Origin of the sequence: Microbacterium limosum (assembly GCF_036324365.1) — a bacterium.
GTDB classification, from domain to species: Bacteria; Actinomycetota; Actinomycetes; order Actinomycetales; family Microbacteriaceae; genus Microbacterium; species Microbacterium limosum.
In genome coordinates this window covers 537,232-561,043 of record NZ_CP137080.1, presented here as the reverse complement: position 1 = coordinate 561,043, position 23,812 = coordinate 537,232, and the positions used below count along the sequence as shown (strand labels likewise).

18 protein-coding genes, 1 tRNA gene and 1 pseudogene are annotated in these 23,812 nt (G+C 68.3%); 6 read left to right on the top strand and 14 right to left on the bottom strand.

The genetic code is table 11. From position 1 onward, the window contains the following. Positions 1 to 18: 18 nt before the first annotated feature. Genes RYJ27_RS02735 through RYJ27_RS02725 form a run of 3 tightly spaced genes read right to left on the bottom strand, consistent with a single transcriptional unit; the run spans position 19 to position 3,371 of the window. Positions 19 to 1,602, bottom strand: coding sequence for a xylulokinase (locus RYJ27_RS02735; protein ID WP_330171235.1), 1,584 nt, complete (start codon positions 1,600 to 1,602; stop codon positions 19 to 21). After that, positions 1,599 to 2,345 (bottom strand): L-ribulose-5-phosphate 4-epimerase, encoded by a 747-nt coding sequence (locus RYJ27_RS02730; protein ID WP_330171234.1) that lies wholly within the window; start codon positions 2,343 to 2,345, stop codon positions 1,599 to 1,601. Before RYJ27_RS02730 ends, RYJ27_RS02735 begins: the two co-directional genes overlap by 4 nt. Before the next feature lie 33 nt (positions 2,346 to 2,378). After that, entirely contained in the window at positions 2,379 to 3,371 is a 993-nt protein-coding gene (locus tag RYJ27_RS02725) for a LacI family DNA-binding transcriptional regulator (RefSeq protein WP_330171233.1), read from the bottom strand. Between the two features lie 74 nt (positions 3,372 to 3,445). On the opposite strand from RYJ27_RS02725, the gene RYJ27_RS02720 reads away from it, so the two are divergent. Next, a complete protein-coding gene (locus RYJ27_RS02720; RefSeq protein ID WP_330171232.1) occupies positions 3,446 to 4,291 on the top strand; it encodes an NAD-dependent epimerase/dehydratase family protein in 846 nt (281 codons plus the stop codon). A gap of 76 nt (positions 4,292 to 4,367) precedes the next feature. On the opposite strand, the gene RYJ27_RS02715 is transcribed toward RYJ27_RS02720, so the two are convergent. The 4 genes from RYJ27_RS02715 to RYJ27_RS02700 all read right to left on the bottom strand — a co-directional run bounded on the left by RYJ27_RS02715 (position 4,368) and on the right by RYJ27_RS02700 (position 8,726). After that, entirely contained in the window at positions 4,368 to 5,204 is an 837-nt protein-coding gene (locus RYJ27_RS02715) for a carbohydrate ABC transporter permease (protein WP_330171231.1), read from the bottom strand. Positions 5,205 to 5,221: 17 nt separating this feature from the next. Next, a complete protein-coding gene (locus RYJ27_RS02710) occupies positions 5,222 to 6,235 on the bottom strand; it encodes a carbohydrate ABC transporter permease (protein WP_330171230.1) in 1,014 nt (337 codons plus the stop codon). A 66-nt stretch (positions 6,236 to 6,301) separates the two neighbouring features. After that, positions 6,302 to 7,540 (bottom strand): sugar ABC transporter substrate-binding protein, encoded by a 1,239-nt coding sequence (locus RYJ27_RS02705; RefSeq protein ID WP_330171229.1) that lies wholly within the window; start codon positions 7,538 to 7,540, stop codon positions 6,302 to 6,304. Positions 7,541 to 7,574: 34 nt separating this feature from the next. Continuing rightward, complete coding sequence (locus RYJ27_RS02700) at positions 7,575 to 8,726, bottom strand: Gfo/Idh/MocA family protein (protein ID WP_330171228.1); 1,152 nt, start codon at positions 8,724 to 8,726, stop codon at positions 7,575 to 7,577. A 212-nt stretch (positions 8,727 to 8,938) separates the two neighbouring features. Between RYJ27_RS02700 and RYJ27_RS02695 the strand changes: the two genes are divergently transcribed. Further along, positions 8,939 to 9,940: a LacI family DNA-binding transcriptional regulator gene (locus RYJ27_RS02695; protein ID WP_330171227.1), complete on the top strand. Its 1,002-nt coding sequence runs from the start codon at positions 8,939 to 8,941 to the stop codon at positions 9,938 to 9,940. A 210-nt stretch (positions 9,941 to 10,150) separates the two neighbouring features. Then, a pseudogene (locus RYJ27_RS02690) lies at positions 10,151 to 11,334 on the top strand (IS481 family transposase). Between the two features lie 50 nt (positions 11,335 to 11,384). Here the strand turns inward: RYJ27_RS02690 and RYJ27_RS02685 are convergent. From RYJ27_RS02685 to RYJ27_RS02660, 6 genes are all read right to left on the bottom strand, one after another. Beyond that, positions 11,385 to 11,469 (bottom strand) — tRNA-Tyr (locus RYJ27_RS02685). 79 nt (positions 11,470 to 11,548) lie between these two features. Then, complete coding sequence (locus RYJ27_RS02680) at positions 11,549 to 12,472, bottom strand: PfkB family carbohydrate kinase (RefSeq protein WP_330171226.1); 924 nt, start codon at positions 12,470 to 12,472, stop codon at positions 11,549 to 11,551. A 40-nt stretch (positions 12,473 to 12,512) separates the two neighbouring features. After that, the gene (locus tag RYJ27_RS02675) at positions 12,513 to 12,998 is read right to left on the bottom strand and encodes an FBP domain-containing protein (RefSeq protein WP_330171225.1); all 486 of its coding nucleotides are present in this window, start codon (positions 12,996 to 12,998) and stop codon (positions 12,513 to 12,515) included. A 47-nt stretch (positions 12,999 to 13,045) separates the two neighbouring features. Continuing rightward, complete coding sequence (locus RYJ27_RS02670) at positions 13,046 to 13,999, bottom strand: sugar ABC transporter permease (protein WP_422732879.1); 954 nt, start codon at positions 13,997 to 13,999, stop codon at positions 13,046 to 13,048. Positions 14,000 to 14,006: 7 nt separating this feature from the next. Continuing rightward, entirely contained in the window at positions 14,007 to 15,617 is a 1,611-nt protein-coding gene (locus RYJ27_RS02665; protein ID WP_330171223.1) for an ABC transporter permease subunit, read from the bottom strand. Positions 15,618 to 15,683: 66 nt separating this feature from the next. After that, complete coding sequence (locus tag RYJ27_RS02660) at positions 15,684 to 16,919, bottom strand: sugar ABC transporter substrate-binding protein (RefSeq protein ID WP_330171222.1); 1,236 nt, start codon at positions 16,917 to 16,919, stop codon at positions 15,684 to 15,686. Positions 16,920 to 17,149: 230 nt separating this feature from the next. Between RYJ27_RS02660 and RYJ27_RS02655 the strand changes: the two genes are divergently transcribed. Further along, positions 17,150 to 17,638 (top strand): YajQ family cyclic di-GMP-binding protein, encoded by a 489-nt coding sequence (locus RYJ27_RS02655; RefSeq protein ID WP_330171221.1) that lies wholly within the window; start codon positions 17,150 to 17,152, stop codon positions 17,636 to 17,638. Positions 17,639 to 17,646: 8 nt separating this feature from the next. On the opposite strand, the gene RYJ27_RS02650 is transcribed toward RYJ27_RS02655, so the two are convergent. Then, positions 17,647 to 21,036 (bottom strand): type I restriction endonuclease subunit R, encoded by a 3,390-nt coding sequence (locus tag RYJ27_RS02650; protein WP_330171220.1) that lies wholly within the window; start codon positions 21,034 to 21,036, stop codon positions 17,647 to 17,649. Positions 21,037 to 21,229: 193 nt separating this feature from the next. Here RYJ27_RS02650 and RYJ27_RS02645 point away from each other — a divergent pair, with 193 nt between their 5' ends. Both RYJ27_RS02645 and RYJ27_RS02640 read left to right on the top strand, forming a co-directional pair. Continuing rightward, positions 21,230 to 22,678 (top strand): HNH endonuclease signature motif containing protein, encoded by a 1,449-nt coding sequence (locus RYJ27_RS02645; RefSeq protein ID WP_330171219.1) that lies wholly within the window; start codon positions 21,230 to 21,232, stop codon positions 22,676 to 22,678. A 133-nt stretch (positions 22,679 to 22,811) separates the two neighbouring features. Further along, entirely contained in the window at positions 22,812 to 23,735 is a 924-nt protein-coding gene (locus RYJ27_RS02640) for an Ltp family lipoprotein (protein ID WP_330171218.1), read from the top strand. The last annotated feature ends 77 nt before the right edge of the window (positions 23,736 to 23,812 follow it).

Here is a 23,812-nt window from a genome sequence, read left to right as displayed (position 1 = left end):
GTTCTTCCTTCGGTCGGTTCAGAGGGCGGCGACGGCGGCGCGCTCGATCGCGAGCCCCGCCTCGTAGCGGGTGAGGTAGGAGGCGTAGCCCGCGGCATCCGCGGCGTCGGGGGGCGCGGTGGCGAACTCCTCGTCCGCGAACACGCGCTGCGCGAGATAGGCGTCCAGGGACAGCTCCGCGGCCGCGTCCAGGTAGGCCGCGAGCACGGCGATGCCCCACGCCCCGCCCTCGGACGCCGTCGCGGCGACCGCCACGGGGGCGTCGATCGCGGCCGCGAGGAAGCGCTGCGCGACGCCGGCGGTGCGGAACATGCCGCCGTGCGCGTACATCGTCTCGATCTGGACGCCCTCGCCCCGGAGCACCCGCATCCCGAGGCTCAGGGTTCCGAAGACGCCGTAGAGCTGGGCGCGGAAGACGTTGCCGAGCGTCAGGCGCGAATCGGGGGTGCGGACGACGAGCGGACGCCCCGCGTCGAGCCCCGCGATGGGCTCCCCCGCCAGGTGGTTGTACGCGAGGATGCCGCCGGCATCCGCCTCGGCGTCGAGTGCTTCGCTGAAGAGCACCTCGTACACGGCGTCGGCCTCGAGGGGCGTGCCCGCCGCCGCGGCGAACCGCCCGAAGACGCCCACCCATGCGGCGAGCTCGCTCGCGCCGTTGTTGCAGTGCACCATCGCCACCGGGTCGCCGGCGGGCGTGGTCACGATGTCGAGTTCGTGGTGCACGCGGGCCAGGGGCCGCTCGAGCACGACCATCGCGAAGATGCTCGTGCCGGCGCTGACGTTACCGGTGCGCGGCGAGACGGCGTTCGTGGCCACCATTCCGGTGCCGGCGTCGCCCTCGGGCGGACAGAACGGAATGCCGGGGGCGAGCCCGCCGGTCGGGTCGAGAAGCGTGGCACCCTCGGCGGTCAGCGCACCGGCCGGCGCACCGGCGGGGAGCACCTCGGGCAGCAGCGACAGCAGGTCGCCGGGCAGCGCATCGCCGACGTGCGCGTCGTAGGCCGCGACCATGGCGGCGTCGTAGCCGCCGGTCGCGGGATCGATCGGGAACATGCCCGAGGCATCCCCCACCCCGAGCACACGGCGCCCGGTGAGGCGCCAGTGCACGTAGCCGGCGAGGGTCGTGACGAAGCGGATGCCGGGCACGTGCGCCTCCGCGCCGAGCACCGCCTGGTGCAGGTGCGCGATCGACCACCGCAGCGGGATGTTCACACCGAACAGATCCGTCAGCTCGGCGGCGGCCGGCCCCGTGGACGTGTTGCGCCACGTGCGGAACGGCACGAGGAGGTCGTCGTCGGCGCCGAACGCGAGGTAGCCGTGCATCATGGCCGAGACGCCGATCGCCCCGAAGGTGGCCGGGCGCTCGCCGTGGCGACGCTCGGCGTCGGAGAGGAGGCCGGCGACGGCATCCTGCACGCCCGACCAGACGTCCTCGAGCGCGTAGGTCCAGGTGTCGTCCTCGAACCGGTTCTCCCACTCGTGCGAACCGACCGCGAGCACGGTGCCGGGGTCGGCGGCGTCGACGAGGCAGGCCTTGATGCGGGTCGAGCCGAACTCGATGCCGAGCGCCGTGCGACCGGCGCGGATCGCGTCGGCGCTCATCGGGCGTCCTCGCTCTCGTCGCGGCGGTCGTCGGTGGCTTGACCGTAGACGTTCTGGTACCGGTTGTAGAGCGCGTCGATCTTCTCCTGCGGGATCGGGATCAACGGGCCCGCCTGCGCCGCGATATGCACCGTCCGCGCCGCGTCCTCGCACATCACCGCGGCCTTGACCGCATCCTTCGCCGACACCCCGATCGTGAACGGGCCGTGGTTCTGCATCAACACCGCACGCGACCGGTGACCCGTCAGGGTCTCCACGATCCCCCGCCCGATCGAGTCATCCCCGATCACCGCGAACGGACCCACCGGAATCGGACCCCCGAACTCATCCGCCATCCCCGTGATCACACACGGGATCTCCTCACCCCGCGCCGCCCACGCCACCGCGTAGGTGGAGTGCGTGTGCACCACACCCCCGACATCCGGCATGTTCCGATACACATACGCATGCGCCGCCGTGTCACTCGACGGTGACCGGTCACTGCCCGGAGTCCCCGGAATGACGTTCCCGTCGAGGTCACACAGGATCATGTTCTCGGGAGCGAGATCGTCATAGGACACACCACTGGGCTTGATCACGAACAGATCAGCACCCGGCACACGACCCGACACATTCCCACCCGTCCACACCACCAGGCCATACCGCACCAACTCCCCATGCAACCGGGCAACCTCGGCGCGGGTAGCGCGGATCGCCTCCTCGAGATCGGGGGCGGACGGCGTCGTCTGGGCGGCAGTGCTCATGCCCGGAATGTTACCGGTAACAGGTGTCTTCTGTCACGCGTCGGGTGGGCCGACGGATTCCCGCACGACGAGGACGGGCGCAGCGGGGGCGGACGCCCCGGCATCCGCCGAACCGAGCAGCGCCGCGATGCAGCGCCGCGCCTCAGCCTCGACGTCCAGTCGCACCGTCGTGAGCGCGGGGGTGTAGAAGGCGGCGTCGGGGTTGTCGTCGAAGCCGACGACGCTCAGTTGGCGTGGAACGTCGACACCCGCGCGCCGCAGGCCCGCGACGAGCCCCAGCGCCATCTGGTCGTTCGAGGCGAAGACGGCCGTCGGGGCGCCCGGGGCGCCGAGCAGCCCCGCGATCTCATCCGCGGCGGCCGCGCCCGCGGAGGCCGTCCAGTCCCCCCGCCACCGGCCGGCACGCACGAGCCCTCGCGCTGCCAGCCCGTCGTCGAATCCTCTCTCGCGGGCGACCGCCTCCGTCCAGTCGTCGGGGCCGGCCAGCAGGGCGATGCGCTCGTGGCCGAGCTCGGCGAGGTGCGCCACGGCCAGGGCCGCGCCCTGCCGGTGCGCCGTCGCGTCACCGTGCAGGGCGACGATCGCGACCCCGCCGTGCCGCACGAGCGCGGCGAACGATCCGGTGTGCGCGGCCACGACGGCGATCGCGTCCACCCCCTGCTCGCGCAGGTGGGCGGCCGCCGCCAGCACCGAGTCCTCATCAGCCGCATCGGCGTAGGCCGTCGTCACCCACCGGCCCGCTGCGCGCGCGGCCCTCTCGAGCGCCGCGATGCCGACCGACGGACCGTACAGGCTCGCGTCGGAGGCGATGATGCCGATCGTGCGCGTCACGCTCGTGCCGAGCGCTCGGGCCGCGTTGTTGACGCGGTAGCCGAGCGCCTCGATGGCGTCGAGCACCCGCTGGCGCGTCTCGGGCCGGATGTGGGGGTGTGCGTTGAGTACCCGCGAGACGGTCTGAGTCGACACCCCGGCACGAACGGCGACATCGCGCACGCCGACGGCGCGGGCGACAGGCGGCTGCGGCATCCGATTTCTCCTCCGGTTCGGGCTTCAGCGTAGCCACGGCCTCGGGCACGACGTGCGTGTGCGAGCCTGGGGGCATGCGCATCGCACTCACCGGCTCGTCCGGCAAGCTCGGCTCGGTCGTCCTCCGCGAACTGCGCGCCGCCGGTCATGATGTCATCGGACTCGACGTCGTCGGCGTCCGCGAACCGGGGTTCGTGCAGGTGGACCTGACCGACTACGGCCAGGTGATCGACGCCCTCGCGGGAGTGAACGACACCCACGACGGCGTCGACGCGCTCGTGCACCTCGCCGCCGTGCCCGCGCCGGGCATCCGCTCCGACGTCGCGACCTTCCACAACAACATCGCCGCGACGTTCAACGTCTTCTGGGCCGCGATACGCCTCGGCATCCGGCGCATCGTGTACGCCTCCAGCGAGACCGTGCTGGGCCTGCCCTTCGACGTGCCGCCGCCCTACATCCCCGTCGACGAGGAGTACGCCGCGCGGCCCGAGTCGGTGTATTCGCTCGTCAAGCACCTCGAGGAGCAGCTCGCGACCGAGCTCGTGCGCTGGCACCCCGACCTCTCGATCACGGCGCTGCGCTTCTCCAACGTGATGGTGCCCGAGGACTACGCCGCGTTCCCCTACGACGACGACGCACGCGACCGCAAGTGGAACCTCTGGGGATACATCGACGCCCGCGACGGCGCGCAGGCCATCGAGCGGGCCCTGGATGCCGCGCCGGCCGGCTTCGACCGCTTCATCATCGCGGCGGCCGACACCGTCACGACGCGGCCGAACGCCGAGCTCGTCGCCGAGGTGTTCCCCGACGTCCCCGTGCACGGCGACCTCGGCGCACACGACACGATGCTCTCCATCACGAAGGCGCGGCGCCTACTCGGGTACGAGCCGCGTCACTCGTGGCGGGACGAGTCGCGCTGATCGGCAAGGGCCCGTGCTCGCGGCTCCAACGGTGATCGCGACGACGCGCCCACGTACGCGCGTGCACTGACCGGGACTACTCGTTCGTCGCCCCTGCCGTCGTCCCCGAAACGAGGAAGCGTTGCGCGAAGAAGAAGACGGCAACTGCCGGAATGGATGCGATCACCGAGGCAGCCATGAGCTGATTCCAGTCGACCGCGTACTGGCCGATGTATCGGTAGAGACCAACGCTGATCGGTTGCAGAGCCGGGTCGGTGAGGAGCGTGATCGAGAAGAGCAGATCGCCCCAGCCGGCGACGAAGTTGAACGCGGAGACCGTCACCAGTCCGGGCAGAGTCAGAGGGAGCACGACTCGAACCAGAGTCTGGAGCCTTGTCGCCCCATCGAGCCAGGCCGCGTGCTCGACCTCGACCGGGATGGCTTGGAAATACGGTCTCAGCATCAATGCCGTGAACGGGACGGTCTTCGTCGCAAGAGCGATGACCACGGCCCATCTGGAATCGATGAGCTGCAGCTGCGAGAACATGACGAAGAGCGGTATCGCCAGCATGATTCCCGGGAACGTCTGCAGCACGAGCATGCCGAACAGCACCCAGCGAGTCCACCGAGCCTCGGACCGCGCGAGCGCATACGCGAGGCCGGCACCCAGGAGGATCGCCATCGCCGCCGCGCCCGCACCGTAGATGAGGCTGTTGATGAGATTCTGCCCGAAGGCGGCATCGCCCAAGACGCTGGCGTACCCCTCGAAGTTCGGCTCGGTCGGCCACAGCGTCGTCGCCGACTGCAACTCGGCCGGCTGGCGGATGGAGGTGACCAGCAACCAGTAGATCGGGATGACGAGGATGGCGGACGCCGTGTACGCGCCCGCGACGCCGAGCCAGGCCCGACGGGGCCGCCCACGGGACGAGAGCATCGGAGATTGCAGAGCGGTCACCGTCGGGACTCCGATCGAGTCGAAAGGCGGATGTAGAGCGCGGAGATGAGACTCAGGAAGATCAGCATCAGAACGGTGACGGAACTTGCCGGGCCGAGGTCGAAGAACTCGAATCCGAGTTGGTAGGCGTAATAGGTCACGACGGAAGTTCCGCCTGCCGGCCCACCGCCCGTCATCACGAGAATCAACTCGAAGACGTTGAAGGTGTAGATCAGCTGAAGGGTGAGGAGGATCGCGATCGGTCCTCGGATCATGGGAAGCGTGACTTTCGTCAGGCGTTGAAAACCGTTCGCTCCATCGACGGTCGCCGCCTCCGTCACTGCGGTCGGAATCGTCTGGAGCGCGGCCAGCAGGTTGGTCATCGCGAAGGGAAATCCGAACCAGATGTTCGCGATGATGATGGCGATCATCGCGGGGGTGGCCTGCTCCAGCCATCCCACGGCGAGATCCGGGTTGATCGCGCGCAGCACGGTATTGACCAGCCCGTTGCCGCTTTGGAACATCCACTTGAATGTCGCAGCGATGACGACGATGGGCAGCACCCACGGCACCATGAGCAGCCCTGCGAGTGCGCGCCTACCCCGAAAGCGCCCATTGAGAAGTAGCGCCATGCCGAGTCCGAGTAGGAACTGGCAGGCCACGCTGAATACGGTGAAGACCACCGTCAGCCACGTGGAATGAGCGAACTGCGGATCGGTCAGCACCTCGACGTAGTTGTCGAAGCCGACGAAGGGCATGATGCCGGTGACGAGCCCCACCACGGTCACGTCTCGGAAGCTGTTGACGATCGTGATGACGATCGGGTAGGCCGCGAACACGATGAGGAACAGGATCGCGGGAGCCGCGAGGAGAAGATATCCCCGCGTCCTGGCGCTACCGATGCGGGCGCCCGTGGAGCCCGAGGGCAAATGCGCGGCGCGCCGCTCGGGGAGCGGGGTGCGGGGAACCGTCGCCTCTGCGGGAACCGCTTCGGCCTCGGGCACGCTCGCACCTGTTGTGATTCTTGACACTCGTTCAATCTCCTCTTCGACTCGAACGAAAGTGGGCGCCCGCCGGTCGCAGCGGGCGCCCACTGCCTACTCTGCGAGCAGAGGTTGAATGGTGGTGGCGGCCTCCTGCAGGGCCGCTTCAGGCCCCTCCTGGCCGCTCAAGACAGACTGGAATGCCGTCGTGAGGGCGTCTGCCATTCGGGGATACTCGGGGCCGTACACACGCGCGCGAGCCACGGCGAGCTGCTCGATGTAGGTCGCGAAGGGCTCCTGCGTGAACGCCTGCTCCTCAGCGATGTCCTGACGCGACGGCAGCTGTCCCGATTCCACCAGGTACGGCAGCGATTGCTCGGGATCCACGGCGAAGGTCACCAGGTCCCATGCCGCATCGGCATGCTTGGACGTTGCCGTGATGGCCCAGTTCTCGCCGCCGAGATTGGAAGCCTGTCCCGCAGGACCGGCGGGCAGGAGGGCGATGCCGAGCTCATTGTCCATGTTCTCTTCGATCCAGCCGCCGTCCCAGGTGCCGCCGAATGCGATCGCTGACCGGCCGTTCACCAACTCGGTCACTCCGCCTCGGAGATCCCAGCTGAGCACCTCTTTGGACATCGCGCCGCTGTCCTGGAGGGACTTCAGGAACTCCATTGCTTCGAGGGCCTCCGGAGAGTCCAGCGAGTCCAGGTCGGCACCGGCTTGCCAGAGCAAGGACTCGAAGACGAAGACGGAGTTCTCGCTCTTGATCATCGACGTCGAGAAGCCGTACCGGTCGGCTGTGGTCAGCTGCTCGGCGGCGCTTTTCAGCTCCTCCCACGTGGTCGGAGCCGCGAGGCCTGCCTCGTCGAAGACCGTCTTGTCGTAGTACATGATCAGATCGTTGCTCTCGTTGGGAACCCCGTAGATCTTCCCGTCCCAGGTCGCGGACTCAGCGGGGCCGTCGAAGTACTGGTCCCACTGCCCCCACTCCTCCACGCGATCCGTCAGGTCCAGGAGAACACCCTCGGCGGCCATGGCAGAGTTCCACGGATTGTCGATCATGATGACGTCGGGAAGGGAGTTCGCGGCCGCTGCCTGAAGTATCTTTCCGAGGAAGTCCTCGTACTTGATCGCTACCCGCTCGACTTCGATTCCGGTCTCGGCGGTGTAATCAGTCAGTCGTTTCAGGTACTCCGCGCCAGGCTCCTGTTGGTAGTCCCAGAGGATCAGCTTCTCCCCGTCAGTGGATGCCCCAGAACCTGAGGAGCATGCCCCGAGCGAGAGCGTGACCCCGATGGCGATGCCGAGGGCCGCGGCGGCACGCCACGATTGGTGAGTAGTTTCGAGCTTCATTGCACGTCCTTCTTGTGGGTTGTGGGGTGGAGCGTCAAGCGACCAGTTGATGATCGAACCGTGGGATCGTCACTTCGGCGCCTTGCTGCATCGCCGACTCATGAGCCGCCAGGCCGGCCGCTGTCCAATTGGCCGCCGTGGCCGCGTCGATGGCAGACTGGCGATCTTCCACCACTGCACGCACGAATTCGTGCACGAGGTGAGGATGGGAGCCGCCGTGACCGCCACCCTGGACGAACGACAAGTGGTCGCCTCCCTGATACACGGATTCCCGCGTGAACGGGCGGATCTCTTCCGGAAGCAGGTCGGCGCGGTCGGGGACATCGAGACGCTTCACGTCGATCGGCCTCCCTCGTTCGGTCGAGAGGGCACCCATCTCGAACAGCAACGGCTGCTCGTCCTCCAGCTGCGGCCATTCGAAGCCCAACCTGTCGCCGTAGATGGCGAAACTCTCGGTGTACGGGCGGGCGGTCCTGAACATCGACCGCGTCACCTCTACCGATATGTCGACGTCGTCGAGACGGAAGATGGCGGTCTCCACGGGGAAGGGGTTCCCGTACGCGCTTGCCATTTCGTCGCTCAGCCGCCCGGACCCGAAACAGTGGACCCGGTCGGCTCCCGTACCGGTAAGCGCGAGGACCGGGGCAAGTGCATGCGTGATGTGCGCGATGGGCGGGAAGCCCCGCCAGTAAGCCGGCCAACCTTCCATGTCCTGAAGATGCGCGCCGCGGGCGAATGAAAGCGCGCCGAATTCACCGCGTTCGAACATCTCGCGGACGAACAAGAACTCGCGAGTGTAGACGGCGGTCTCCATCATCATGTACCGCATCCCGGTCCGCTTTTCGACGTCGACCAGGCTGTCGAGTTCCTCCATGGAGAGTGCGGCCGGAATCGTCACTGCGCAGTGCTTGCCCGACTCCATCACTTGGATGGACTGGCTCCCGTGCAACGTCAACGGCGTGACGAGGTGCACCGCGTCAATGTCGGGCGCAGCGAGGACCTCCTCCAGCGATGACATCCGGCGGCTGATTCCGAACCGAGCGCCGACGGTCTCCAGCTGCTCCGGATCCGAATCGCAAAGCACGACTTCGCGTACGTCGGGATGAGCCTGATAGATCGGAGCGAACTCTGCGCCGAACCGTAGTCCGACAAGAGCAACCGTGAGGTCACCCTTCGCGAGATTCATGACGTGCATCGACATCCTTCAAGTTAGGCAAACGGTTTCTCATTCGGAAACTGTCTCGATGCTACCCATACGCCTACCCCTGCGCAATGGACAATTTCTCTCTATTTTTCTGGCATGTCCGAGTCTCCGAGAGCGCAACCTCAACCGGAAAATCAGGGCCGAGCTAGGAAACTTTCCGAAAGTGCTATGGTCAGTGTCAACCAGGAGGACACATGACGAACGCTCCCCGGCCGAAGCTCGCCGATGTCGCGCGCGTTGCTGGCGTCTCGACCGGCACCGCCTCCAAAGCCTTGACCGGACGCGGCGCCCTCCGCCGAGATACACGCGAACGCGTGCTTGCCGCCGCGGAGAAGCTGGGCTACGAGCCCAACGTCGCCGCGCTCGGGCTCGTCTCCGGCCGCTCCTACACCGTGGGGCTCATAACGTCCGACCAGCTCGGGCGATTCAGCGTGCCCGTCATGCTCGGCGCGGAGGACTCGCTCGCCACCGGTCAGATGGCGATTCTTTTCTGCGATGCCCGTGAGGATCCCGTGCGCGAACGCCATTGGATTCGCACGCTCTCCGCTCGCAACGTCGACGGCATCCTGGTCACGTCGTTGCGCAGCGACCCACGGCCCTCACTCAGCGACCTCGTTTCCGTTCCCGTCGTCTACGCCTACTCGCCCTCGGAACGACCGGACGATATCTCCGTGGTCCCGGATGATGCGCAGGGTGGTCGCCTCGCCGGCGACCACCTCCTGGAAGTCGGGCGAACGAGACTGGCCTATGTGGGCGGTCCCGCCAGCTACACCGCATCGCACCTTCGTCTGAGAGGGTTCCGCGAAGCTCTTGCCGCTGCGGGGCTCGACCTCACCACCGCCCCGCTCTTCGTGTCATGGGAGGAAGAAGCCGGACGCCAGGCGGCGCGGATGCTACTGCGACGCGGCGACGAATTCGACGGCGTGTTCTGTGCGAGCGATCAGATCGCTCGAGGGCTGATCGACGAGCTCTCGTCGGCGGGGGTCTCGGTGCCCGATGACGTGGCGGTCGTCGGATTCGACAACTGGGACATCATGACGCTCGCGAGCCGACCCCCCATCACGAGTATCGATATGAATCTCACGAAGGTCGGTGATGTCGCCGCCCGTCTCCTGACGGAGGCCATCGCCGGCGAGGCCTCCCCGGGGGAACACCGCGTCGAGTGCACCCTGATCGTCCGGGGCTCGACGGTATAGGAGCATTCGAGCGCACCGGAACCGTTGAGCTCGAGAGTCTCGCAGATGCGGGGATCCGGCACGCCCGCCGGAAAGCGGAACGGCCCGGAGACCGAGCTTGGTCAGTCGTTCCGGGCCATTCACAATGGTGGCGAGTGAGGTGTCTGGGTTCACGACATAGGCGACAGGTGATCGGCGACACGTGAGTCGCGTCATAGGCGACACTCGTGCATGTCGTCGAAGCATCGGGTCGTGGTGTTGAAGATCGTCGCCGGGGAGCTGTCGGTCACCGGCAGCAGCGGCCGAGTACGGGATGTCTCGGCAGTACTTACACAAGCTCCTCGCCCGTTACCGCGACGAGGGTCTGGACGGGCTGAAGCCCCGATCCCGTGCCCCGTTGACCAGCCCGCAGGCGGTCACCGACCGGGTCCGTGACCGGATCGTGCAGCTGCGGGCCGCGCTGACCGCGGCCGGAACCGACGCTGGCCCGGTCACGATCGCCTGGCACCTGACCCAGGAAGGGCTACAGGCCCCGTCGACCTCCACCATCCGCCGCATCCTGCACACTGCCGGGCTGATCGCCCCCGAACCCCGCAAACGCCCCCGCTCCTCCTACATCCGGTTCGAAGCAGACAGGCCCAACGAGACCTGGCAATCCGACTTCACCCACTGGCGCCTGGCCGAGGGCACCGACGTCGAGATCCTGAACTGGCTCGACGACCACTCCCGCAAACTGCTCTCCTGCACCGTCCACCACCCCGTCACCGGCAAAACCGTCGTGGACACCTTCCTACACTGCGTCGACGAGTTCGGACCGCCCGCATCGACCCTCACCGACAACGGACGCGTCTACACCGCCCGCCACGGAGGGGGACGCAACGAGTTCGAATACGTCCTCGCCGCGCTGAACATCCGACAGAAGAACGGCACCCCGAACCACCCGCAAACCCAAGGGAAGATCGAACGCTTCCACCAGACCCTCAAACGCTGGCTCACCGCCCGACCCCGCGCGGCAACCATCACGGAGCTCCAGACCCAGCTCGACCAGTTCCGGGACTACTACAACACCACCCGACCCCACCGCGCCCACGCAACCACACCCGACCTCGCCTACGCCGCCACCCCGAAAGCCACCCCCGCCGGCCACAGCGACCGCACCCACTACCGGATCCGACACGACCACGTCGACAGCAACGGGAAAATCAGCTTCCGCCGCGCGGCCCGCATGCACCACCTCGGCATCGGCGGCCAACCACCGCGGGAAACGCTGCATCCTCATCGCCGACGAACACACCGTCACCGTCATCCACCTCGACACCGGCGAAATCATCGCGACCAACACCATCGACCCCGCCCGGACCTACTGGCGAAACAACGAGAGAGAGCCCGGCCGATGGCCGGACTCTCTCTCGTAAATGTCGCCTATGACGCGACTCAGATGTCTCCTATGTCGCGACTCATCACATGGTGGCGAGTGAGGGATTCGAACCCCCGAAGGCTACGCCGGCTGATTTACAGTCAGATCCCTTTGGCCGCTTGGGTAACTCGCCAGTGCGCGCCCGTCCGACTTCCTCAGACGACCGGAGGCGCAAGAAACGATCTTACCCGGTCTCCCCGCGACGGTAGAAATCAGGTGCTGAGTCTGTCCACGTCGACGTCGGCGAGCTCGTCGGGGGTGCGCAGCAACGCCCCCTCGAAGCGGCAGGTCGCGGCCGCGATCCGCATCGCCCCCTCGAGCGCCATCTCCCACGACGCGGCATCGCTCGGGACGTTCTCGCCGACGAGAGCGGCGACCGTCGCCGCCAGGCTCGCATCCCCCGCCCCCATCGTGTCGACGATGCGCCCAGGCATCGACGCGATGGGCACGGCGATGTCGACACCCTCGGCGACGATGCCCGCTCCGGCGCCGCCGCGAGTGCAGAGCACGACCGGCGCACCGAGCGCCCGGGTGGCATCGACCGCCTCGCTGAGAGGGGAGGCGTAGAGCAGCGCCGCGTCATCGTCCCCCAGCTTCACGAGGTCGGCTCGCGGCACGAGCGCCTCGTACCCGGCGACGAACGCCGCGAGATCGCGCATCATCCCCGTCCGGGGGTTGGGGTCGATCACCAGTCGCGTCTGCGAAGCGGCGAGCGCATCGGCGAACTCCGCGGCCTGGGGCTCGTCGTCGAACGGGAAGCAGCTGACGACCGTGAACGGCGCGTCGGCGATCGCGGCCCGTTCGGCGTCGCCGAAGACGATGCGGCGGCCCTGCGCGGCCTCGTTGAATACGTACTGCGGCTCGGCCCCGCCGACCCTCGTGCTCACCGCCCGCGAGCTCCCGTGCGGCGAGGGTGACGCCAGCAGCTGCACATCGAAGTCGCGGAGGTACGCGCGGATGCGCTGTCCCGCCTCGTCGTCGCCCACCATCGCGATGAGCGTGGTCGGCACTCCCAGTCGCGAGAGACCCACCGCGACGTTCAAGGCGGCACCGCCGACGAACTCCCGCACCCCACGGTCGTCGCGCAATTCGTCGATCAGGGCGTCGCCGACGACGACCGTGCGTGTGGTGCTCATGGCAGCCTTTCTGTCCAGCTCGATCCTGTCGCGCCGCGGGTCACGCGGCAAGGACGCGCTCGACGAACCGCTCCGTGCGTCGTCTCACGCCGTCGATGCGACGGTCAACGCTCGCGCGAATCTCGGAGGGGGCGAGCGGGGCCGCCAGCCTCACGGTCTCGTGGCAGGAGAGGTCGGCGCAGATGTACGACCCCACCGCGTCGCCCGCCGAGCCCGCGGAACCGGCCTTCTTGGCCGTGAACAGGTTCACCTGGTCGGCCGGCTGCATCGTGTGGCACAGGTCGCACATCGCCGACCGCGCGCGAGAGGTCCCCGACGCGGTACGCATGATGACGCCGCGGGCCCGACCGTCCTCCTCCGTGATGACGTAGGCGAGACCCCGCGTGTGCGGATCGCGCCACGCGAAGAAGTCCAGGTGGTCCCAGTCGGTCAGCAGGAAGTCGTGCGGCAGCTCTATCAGCCGCAGTTCCTCCGGTGTCGCGTTCACGAACGATGCGAGGACGTCTTCGCGGGTCAGCGGCCGCATGTCACCTCCGGGGATGGGTAGCCGCCGACCAGTCTACGAAGGCAAGCTCACTTCACGCTCCCCGCCGTCAGGCCGCCCACGATGTAGCGCTGCAGCGCGAGGAACAGGGCGACGGGGATGATCGCGGCGAGTACGGCCCCCGCAGCGAAGACGCTCCAGTTGCGCGCGGTCTCCTGCGAGACGAACTGGTAGAGGCCCACGGCGAGTGTCTGCTTGTCGGGGTCGACGAGGATCACCGATGCGAGGATGAAATCGCTGGTGCTGGCGATGAACGACAGCAGCCCGATGACGGCGAGGATGGGCGCGACCAGCCGCAGGATGATCGTGAAGAAGATGCGCGCGTGCCCGGCGCCGTCGATCTTCGCCGCCTCGTCGATGGACGAGGGCACGGTGTTGAAGAACCCGTACATCAGGTACGTGTTCACGCCGAGCGCGCCGCCGAGGTAGACCATGATCAGCCCCAGCTGCGAGTTCAGCCCCAGCACCGGGAAGATATCGGCGATCGCCGACATGAGCAGGAAGATCGCCACGAACGCCAGCAGCTGCGGGAACATCTGCACCAGCAGCAGCGTCAGCAGCCCGAACCGACGCCCCGTGAACCGCATCCGTGAGAACGCGTAGGCGGCGAGAGCCCCCAGGATGACGGTGCCCGCCGCCGTCGTGAGCCCGATGAAGAGGGTGTTGACGAACCAGGCGCCGAAGGGCTGCCGCGGGTCCTCGAAGAGCCGGATGTAGCTGCCGATGTCCACGCTCTGGAAGAGCGCGTTCGCCGTCAGCAGCGTGCCGCCGGGGTTGAGGGATGCCGAGAGCACGTACGCGAGCGGGAACGCTGCGAACAGCAGCATGACGATGCCGATGAGATGGCGCCAGCCGGTCTCGCGGAAGTAGCGCGGGAACGGCCGCCGCGGCTGCGGGGCGGGAGTGGCGGGCCGCGCCCCGGCATCCTTGATCGCCTCCGCCACGACGGGGGCGGGCGCTCCGGTGAGCGGGGTCGAGTTCATTGCCATGTCAGTTCAGCTCCTCGAGCACCTTGGTCTGGCGGAAGCTCACGTACGAGATCACCGCGACGAGCACGAAGATGATGATCGAGAACGCGCTCGCGAGCCCGTAGTCGCGGTTGGCTCCGACGAAGGCCACCTTGTAGACCATCGAGATGAGGATGTCGGTCGAGCCGACGTTGATCGCGGCATCCGCAAACCTCGGCCCGCCGCCGGTGAGCATGTAGACGAGGTTGAAGTTGTTGAAGTTGAACGCGAACGACGCGATCAGCAGGGGCGCCACCGACACGAGCAGCAGCGGGAACTTGATGAGGCGGAAGATCTGCCACACACCGGCCCCGTCCACACGCCCCGCCTCCTGGATGTCGTCGGGGATGGACTGCAGCGCACCCGTGCACACCAGGAACATGTAGGGGAAGCCCAGCCACAGGTTGACGATGAGGATCGCCACCTTCGCGAGCGTCGGATCGAGCAGCCAGGGTATAGGGGCACCGCCCAGGAGCACCTGGTTGATGAAGCCGAAGTCCTGGTTGAACATGCCGGCCCAGACGAGCGCAGACAGGAACGCCGGGAACGCGTAGGGCAGGATCAGGATCGTCCGGTAGAACTTCTTGCTCTTCATCCGCGGATCGTTGAACACGATCGCGAGGAAGAGTCCCAGGACGAAGGTTGTGGCCACCGAGAGCACGGCGAAGACGAACGTCCAGATGAGCACGGCGACGAAGGGACCGCGGATCGATTCCGTCGCGAAGGCGCGGACGAAGTTGTCGCCGCCCACCCACACCTGCCACCCGGGCAGGATCTCGGTGCCGTCGTCGGCGGTGAACGCTCCCGTGCCGATGTCGCGGTAGACGACGCCGGTGGTGGTGTCGGTCATCGTGTCGGCCCGTTCGTCCCACTCCAGGCTGGAGGTGAAGACGTAGGCATTGGAGCCGTCGGTCGTGCGCAGGTATCCGTCGTTCGGATCGTCGGAGAGGGGAACGGCGAGCGCGCCGATCTCGCCCTGGTTCGCGATGATCGCCGGGAAGTCCAGCACCGTGAAGCCAGAGCCCTCGGGGTCGTCGAGCGGCTCGAGCGGCAGCTCGGCGCCGCCGACGCTGAGCTCGCCCGTGTCGGGGTCGGGAACGAGCAGGAAGAACTGCCCCGCCTGCTCGAGGATGTCGACGGGGTACGCGGGCGAGTCCGGCACCCGCGTCTGCGACTGCTGGAGGAGCGAGCTGACCGCGTCCTCCTTCGTGGAGATGTGACCGGAGCCGTAGTTGGTGAACGCGATGTAGATCGTGTAGATCACGACGAACACCTGGAAGATCAGCAGGAACACCAGTCCCGGCGTGAGGTACTTCGCCGGCAGGAGGCCGGGGACGAGGTACACGGCGTTGATCGCGACCGCGCCGACCACGACGAGCGCGGCGATCAACCACTGCTGCTGCGTGATCAGGACGAGGACGGCGTAGATCGCCAGCGCGTCGATGATGCCGAGGGCAACGATCTTGACCAGCCAGACCTTCCATCCGGCCGCGGCGGCCTCCGCCCAGGCTTCGGCGCGACGGCGGCGGCGCAGGGTGGCACGGTCGGGCGCCGGCAGCGGGGGGCGGGTGTGCTCGAGAGTGGGAGTCGTCATCGTGGCTCCGGGTCGCGCGGACCGGCGGGTGGGGGACGCCTGTCGCGGCATCCCCCACCCGACCGATCAGCCGATCTTGCCCTCGATGTTGCCGGCCATCGTCGTCCAGCTCGACGCCGGGTCGGCGCCCTGGATGATGGCGACCTCGGTGGTGCCCCAGTCGTCCCACACCGCGGCCATCTGCGGAATGCTCGGCATCGGCACGGCCTCGGCGCCGACGGTGGCGAAGCCCGCCACGATCGGGTCGGACTGGGCCGCCTCGAACGACTCGGTGAGGGCCGGGGCGCGGCCGCCCGCCTCGAACAGCGCCGTCTGCACCTCAGGGGTGGCGATGTAGTTGACGAGGAACTCGTTCGCCGCGAGTGCGTTCTCCGACTGAGCGCTGACGAAGAACACCTGCACGCCGGCGAACGGCGACGCCGTCTGGCCACCGGCCGACGGGATCGGGTCGACCGCGACGTTGACACCCGCCGCCTGCGCATCGGCGACGTTCCACGGGCCCGTCAGGTAGAACGGCGACTGCCCGGCGTTGAACGCCTCCTTCGCCAGGTCGGAATCGAGGTTCAGGTTCAGGATGCCGGCGGCGCCCTGCTGCCCGAGCCATGCCGCGAACTGCTGGCCCGCCTCGTCGCCGATCGTGAGGTTCGCGGCGTCGTAGGAGCCGTCGGCGTTCTGCGCGAACACCGAGTTCCCGAACGACGTCTGGAACGGGTAGAGGTGGTACGGGTCGGAGTTCTGGGGGTTGAGCCCCACGACGAACGGGTACTGCGTGCCGGCGGCCTGCCCCTTCGCGATCATGTCGTCGAAGCTCGTCGCGGGTTCGGCGACGAGATCGGCGTTGCGCAGCATGGCGATGTTCTCGATCGCGTACGGCAACCCGTAGGTGTTGCCGTTGTAGGTCACGGCCTGCACGGCGACGTCTTCGAACTCTGCGGCCTTGTCGCCGAGTTCGACCGGCGCGACGACGCCGTCCTGCACGAAGGCGCCCGTCCAGTCGTGGCCGCCGATCGTGATGTCGGGGCCCTCGCCCGCGGGCACCTGGGTCGTGAAGTCCTGCTGGATGTCCTCGTACTCCTTGACGACGAGGTCGACCGCGATGCCTCGGTCCTCCTCGAAGTCGGCGGCGACGGATTCGAGCGCCCGCGCCCGGTCGGCGTCGACCCAGACGGTCAGCGCACCGTCCGAGCCGCCGGTTTCCTCCTCGCCGGCGTCCCCGCCGCCGCCCGAGCATCCTGCGAGCACCAGTGCTGCGCCTGTGACTATCGCGCCGAATGCCAGCGCTCCCCTGTGGTTCACCCTCATCGGTGTGCCTCTCTGAAGTGGTGTCGGTCGCGGCACCATCGCGGTCGCCGTCGGCCGTGGCTTTGTTGCAAGCGCTTACAGTGTCACTCTGCGCACTTGATTCGTCAAACACTGATCCGAACTCGGAACGAATCCGTAACATTGCTGATGGATTCCACCAACTCTCGGCACGGGTGGATGGGTGCATCTGCAAGCGTTTCCACAAACGATCCGCCGGTAGACTCTGGCGCATGGCCGATTCATCTTTCGACATCGTCAGCAAGGTCGACCACCAGGAGGCCGAGAACGCCCTGAACCAGGCGCGCAAGGAGATCGAGCAGCGCTACGACTTCAAGGGCACCGGGGCATCCATTGAGTGGAGCGGCGAGTCCGTCCTGATCAAGGCGAGCAGCGAAGAGCGCGCGAACGCGGTTCTGGATGTCTTCCAGTCCAAGCTCATCAAGCGGGGCATCTCGCTGAAGAGCCTCGACTCCGGCGAGCCGTTCGCCAGCGGCAAGGAGTTCCGCATCGTCTCGACGCTGAAGGACGGCATCTCGCAGGAGAACGCCAAGAAGATCGGCAAGATCATCCGCGACGAGGCGCCCAAGTCCGTGAAGTCGCAGATCCAGGGTGACGAGCTTCGCGTGCAGTCCAAGAGCCGCGACGACCTGCAAGAGGTCATCCGCGTGCTGAAGGCCGCCGACCTCGACGTCGACCTGCAGTTCGTCAACTACCGCTGACGCGGCGCTCAGGCGCTGGCGGACTCCCGCGGCTCGGCCGTCTCGTCGATCCGGCGCAGGCGCGCGATCAGGTCGGTGACCTGCGCGTCGCTGAAAAGGGCATCCGGACCCTCCGGCGCAAGACCGGTGAAGGGGTCTTCGTAGAGTCGCCGCGGGTCGAGGTACCCGGCGATCGTGAGCTGCTCGACCACCAGGTCGACGAAGACGTGCTGCCGGTGGCCGAAGCCGGGGCCAGAGACGAAGTCGGCAAGGGCCTCCTCGGCGGCGGAGCGGTCGAGTCCCACGATCGAGCGGATGAGGCGCCCCAGTCCGCCGGCCTCGACCGCCTGCGTGCGCAGCTGCCCGGCATCCACTCCCCCGGCCCCGGCGAGGATCGACTCGAGCTCGGCGAGGTCGATCGAGGTCAGCTCGCGACCTGTGCGCAGCTTGCGCAGCGCGAGATTGTCGTCGTGCGCGGCGAGGAACCCGTGGATCTTCTCGCGGAAAGCGCGTCGGTTCAGGCCGGGCATCACGCGCGCGATCTCGACGTCGCGCATGCCGTCGACGGAGTCGGTGAAGTCGGTGTAGATCGGCGCCTGCCCCGCCCGGTCGATGAGACGCATCAGTCCGCGCAGGCGCACCCGCACCGCCTCGAGCAGCGTCAGGGTCGCGGCATTCCACCACTCCGGGTCGCCGACGGCGGCGATCAGTGCGGCCTGCTGGTCGACGGCCGGGATGCCGCGGCGCTCGCCCAGCGCGGCCGCCAGGTCGATGACCCTGGCCACGACCATGCGGGGCGGCGTCTGCCCGGAGGCGACGGCGAGCTGGGCCTGGAGCAGGAGCAGGTCGAACCGCTTGGCGGCTTCGTCGAAGTCGGACTCGGCCGCCGAGGGCAGTCCGGCGAGTTCGGCAGCAGGGTCCACGTCGGCGGCGCCGAACTGCTGCCAGGCCTCCGGCTCGGCGAATCGGTCGACCGTGCGCCGGCGCTTGCGCACCAGGAAGTTGTCGCGGTTCATTCCCGCCACCGCGGCGTGGAGGCGGGTGGACAGGGTCGCGCGCAGCCCGGCGGCATCCTCGTCATCCCGCCCGCCGAGCAGCCCGAGCAGGTTCAGCCGCGCGAGGAAGGACCGCTCCGACAGCGAGGGCGCGCGCCCGCCGGCGGCCTCGGGCAGGTCGGCGTTGAAGTATTCGATGTTGCCGCAGACGTCGAAGATGATGAAGTCGGTCTTCGGCATGCCCGGCCCGTAGAGGTCGGGTCGCAGTCGCGTGCCGCGCCCCACCATCTGCCAGTACTTAGTCTGCGAGTGCACGGGCTTGAAGAAGACGAGGTTGACCACATCCGGAACGTCGATTCCGGTGTCGAGCATGTCGACCGAGATCGCGATGTGCGGCTCGGCGCCGGGGGTCGAGAACTTGCCGATCAGCGTGTGCGCATAGGGGCCGGAGGCGTGGGTGATGATCTCGGCGAAGCCGCCCCGACGCTCGGGGAAATGGTCGTCGAAGCGCTTCTGGATGAACTCGGCGTGATGCTGGTTCTTCGCGAAGACGATCGTCTTGCCGAGCAGATCACCGCCCTGAACGTAGCGCCCCTCGGTCATCAGGATCTCGAGCACCTTGTCGACCGTGTCTTCGTTGAACAGCCACCGGTTCATCACCGCGGCATCCACCTCGTCGGGAATCTCTCCGTCGGCCCATTCGAGCGCGTCCCATTCGACGCGCTCGGCGTCACTGAGATCGGCATAGCGGATGCCGCGGCTCATGAATCCGAGGTCGATGACCCGCGCGACCGGCGGCACGAGGTAGCCGCTCTCGATGGCGTCGTCGAGTTCGTAGGCGTCGGTCGGCACGCCGTCTTCGAGCTCGAACAGGCGATAGGTGTTGTGGTCGATGTCGGCACGGGGCGTCGCAGTGAGCCCGACGACGAGCGCATCGAAGTAGTCGAAGATCTCGCCGTAGCGGTTGTAGATCGAGCGGTGCGCCTCATCGACGACGATGAGGTCGAAGTAGCCGGGCCCGAACCGCCGCAGATCGTCGTCGCCCGCGTCGATGAGGTTCATCACCGTGGGATAGGTGGAGACGAAGACGCGGCCCTCGCTGTCGCGGTCGGTGAGCAGGTCGACCGGCGACGCGTCGGGCAGGTGCTCCTTGAAAGCGCCGACGGCCTGCTTCACCAGCGCCGTGCGATCGGCGAGGAACAGCACGCGCTTGACCCAGTTCGCCCGCTGCAGCAGGTCGACCAGCGCGATCACCGTGCGCGTCTTGCCCGTGCCGGTGGCCATGACCAGCAGGGCGCGGCGCCGCTTCTGCTCGAGCGCCTCGCACACGGCGCGGATGGCGCGCAGCTGGTAGGGCCGCTCGACGATCGTCCGGTTCACGTCGACGGCATCGAGCGGCTTCAGAGTGGTGCGCCGCTGCACAGCGAGCTGCAACTCGTCTTTGGTGAGGAACCCGGCGACCGCGCGCGGCGGGTAGCGCCGGTCGTCCCAGTACCAGGTGTCGTAGCCGTTGGTGTAGAAGATCAGCGGCCGCTGCCCGAAGTCGCGCTCCAGCGCATCCGCATAGATCCGCGCCTGCTCGCGCCCCTCCTTCGCGCTCTTAGACGAGCGCTTCGCTTCGACGACCGCGAGCGGCGCGCCGTCATCCCCCCACAGCACGTAGTCGACGTTGCCGGCGCCCGACGGGCTCGGGATGCCGGTGACCGGCCATTCACGATCGCGCGCCTCGTCGAGCCTCCACCCCGCCTCGTGCAGCAGCAGGTCGATCAGCGTGGCGCGCGTCTCGGCCTCGGTGATCGCCACGGGGTCGGGGATGTTCAGCTGGGCGTTGCGTGCCGCGTTCTCGGCCTTCACGCGCGCGAGCTCGGCGCGCAGCGTCTCGATCTCGCCTTTGGCCTGGATGCCGAGGGCTTCGGCCTCGGCCAGGCGTGAGCGCGTGGCGTCGAACTCGGCCTGCATCTTCTCAAGGTCGGCGCGGGCGCGCCGCACCACGGTCGCGGGCGCCGGCGGAACCCGGTCGAACACGAAGGGACCGGGGGTCGGCGCGGCGGGATCGCCGTAGCGGTGGTCGAGCCACCGGAAGACGCGGTGGAGCTGTTCGAGCGCGCCGCGGGCACGGTCGAGGCCGACCTCCTCCTCCCGGTGCACGGCGTCGTTGCCGACGAGGCGCACGATGCGCAGGCTGCTGGTGACGGACTCGCCCACGCAGTCGCGGAACTCCCGCTGGCGGGTGAGATTGGAGAACGACTCGTCATCGGGGCGCGGCAGGTTCTCGACCGCGAAGATCCACGACGTCAGCAGCTCGCCCGCGCGGCGCGCGTAGGTCGCGGCCGCGCGCGGGTCGGCGCGCAGGTAGCCCTCGGCGCGCACGGCGGGCTCACCGAGCTGCGGCCACGCTTGCGCGACGAAGTCGAAGTTCCCCACCGAACCGCTCCTCTGATGGGCCGACGTCCGGCCCCGAACCGATGCTATCCAAGCCGCCCCGAGCGCCCGGCGACCTCGACGCCCGGCGTGGCGGAGACCCGGTCATGGCGCCGGTCTCGGCATCCGTTTTTGTGACCTTGATCTGGATTTTGAACGCCCGTCAATGTCGGAGGCCCCCGGCAGAATGAGGGGTATGGAAGAGCTCGCCCGCACCCTCGACGAGGTGCGGCGCGCGCTCGGCGGGGCAGTTGCCGAGACCGTGCGCGGGGGCGCTCTTCGGGCGGTCGACGACGAGTCGCTGCTGTCGCTGATCGCTGTGTCGGCCGAGGTCGCGCGGCTGGTCGATGCGGTGCTCGTCGAGGCGATCGGTCACGTGCAGGAGAGAGCGGATGCCGCGCCCCACGCCGAGCGCATCACGACGACACACGGCTGCCGGTCGATGAAGGAGCTGGTGCAGCGGCTGACCCACGGGTCGTCGCGTTCGGCGGGCGAGTTGCTGCGCGCGGCGCGAGCCGTTGCCGAACCCGTGGCCCTGACGACGGGCGAGCGGCTGCCGGCACGCTACCCCGGGATGCGCGAGGCACTCGCCGACGGCGCGCTCGGCGCGGAGGGGATCGCCGTGGTCGCGGGCGCGCTCGACGGCGCCGCCTGCAGCGGCGAGGCGCGCCTGGCCGCCGACGCGGAACTCGCGGCATCCGCCCGGGGTGCGGGAAGCGACGGATGCCCGCCGCCCTGTGTCGACGAGCTGCGCCTGCAGGCGCAGGTGTGGGCGATGTATCTCGACCAGGACGGCGCCGAGCCGCGCGAGGCGCGTGCGATGCGGGGGCGCGGTGTGACTCTCGGCGTCTGCCGCGATGGGCTGGTGCCGGTGCGCGGCGACCTGCTGCCCGAGGTGGCGGGGCAGTTCACCACGCTGCTGCACGCGATGCTTAATCCCAAGGTGGGCGGTCCCGACGCTCCCGAGGGGCCGCATTTCGTCAGCGACGACGACCGCGCCTGCGACGCCAGCGATTCCCTCGCGCCCCCTGCCGACACCCGCACCCGAGCCCAGCAGCAGCACGACGCGCTGGCGTCGATCCTCTCCGTCGCCGCGCGCTCGGGCGAGGTTCCCACGATCGGCGGCGCCGCACCGACCCTCGTCGTCTCGGTCACGGCCGATGACCTGCGATCCGGCCGCGGGCACGCACACATCGACGGCTGCGACGAGCCTGTCTCGCTCGCGGCGGCTCGCCAGGTGGCCTGCACGGGCGGCGTGCAGCGCGTCGTCACCGACAGTGCCGGCCGCATCCGGGCGATCCACACGCTGGAGCGTGTTTTCGACCAGCACCAGCGCCGCGCGATCGTGCTCCGCGACGGCGGCTGCGTGATTCCCGGCTGCCAGGTGCCGGCGGCGTGGTGCGAGATCCATCACGTGGAGGAACACTCGCGAGGCGGCCCGACGCACACCGACAACGGCGTGCTCCTCTGCTGGCACCATCACCGCACACTCGATTCGAGCGGGTGGCACGTGCGCATGCGAAACGGCCTGCCCGAGGTGCGCGGCCCCTCCTGGTGGGACCGATCGGCGAGCTGGCGCGCGGTGACGACATCCCCGATCCGGATGCGCAATCGCCTGCGAACGCGGGAGACGGCCGCGCCCTGAGCCGGCGGCCAGAGGCCCCGATCGGGCGACCCGACACGGCGATGTCGGAGGCATGGTGTGTCCTGTCCTACTGGCCATCGGCCGGTGGCATGCGCCTGGGGGTGCGTGCCCGTTCGATCCGGAAGGTTCTGTCATGTCTGACAACAGCAGCAACACCACGCCCGCAACTCCGGCCGCAGGCTGGTTCCCCCACCCCTCGCCCGATGCGGCGCCGGGCACCGAGATGTACTGGGACGGTGCGCAGTGGCGCACCGCAATGGTGCGCCGGGATGGGGTGGCCGTCTCGCCGACGGCGGTTATGAATGCCCCGGCGCGTGAAGCGGCGGCGCAGGATGCCGCGGACGGCGCGACGGCGGGCGCGGCAGTGAAGCGGCCGTGGTATGCCCGCAAGGCGATCGTGATCCCGGCGGCCGTGGTCGGCGGGGTCATCATGATCGCCGGCATCGGCGGCGCGATGGGCGGCGGCGATGACGAGGTGGCCGACGCGGCATCCGTCGTGCAGACCGACGAGCCGGTGGTCTCGCAGCCCGAGGCTGAGCCGGAGCCCGTGATGGTCGTGGTGCCGAACGTCGTCGGCATGGACGGAGCGAGCGCCCGCGCCGCGCTCGAGGCCCTCGGCTTCGACACGACGTTCGACGGCGACGAGACCATGCCGGTCATCGCCCAGGGCGTCGCCGAGGGCACCGAGATCGAGCAAGGGTCGACGATCGCTCTCACGCTCGAGGAGAAGCCGCAGCTCACGCTCGGTCAGGAGAACGCGATCCGGTCGGCGCAGTCATACCTGAGTTTCACCGGGTTCTCGCGCGCCGGCCTGTTCCAGCAGCTGACCAGCGAGTACGGCGAAGGATTCGAGGCCGCCGATGCCGAGTTCGCCCTGGCGCACCTGGAGCAGAACGGGCTCGTCGACTGGAACGCCGAAGCCGTGGAGTCGGCGGAGTCGTATCTGGAGTTCACCTCGTTCTCTCGGCAGGGACTGTTCGACCAGCTGACCAGCGAATACGGCGAGGGCTTCACCCCCGACCAGGCGAACCACGCGCTCGCCGCCGTCGGCTACTAAGCCGGGCGAGTCACTGAGGCTGCGGCGGCGGACATCTGGGGAAGGTCCGCCGCCGCTTCGGGCTAGGGTGGCGCGCG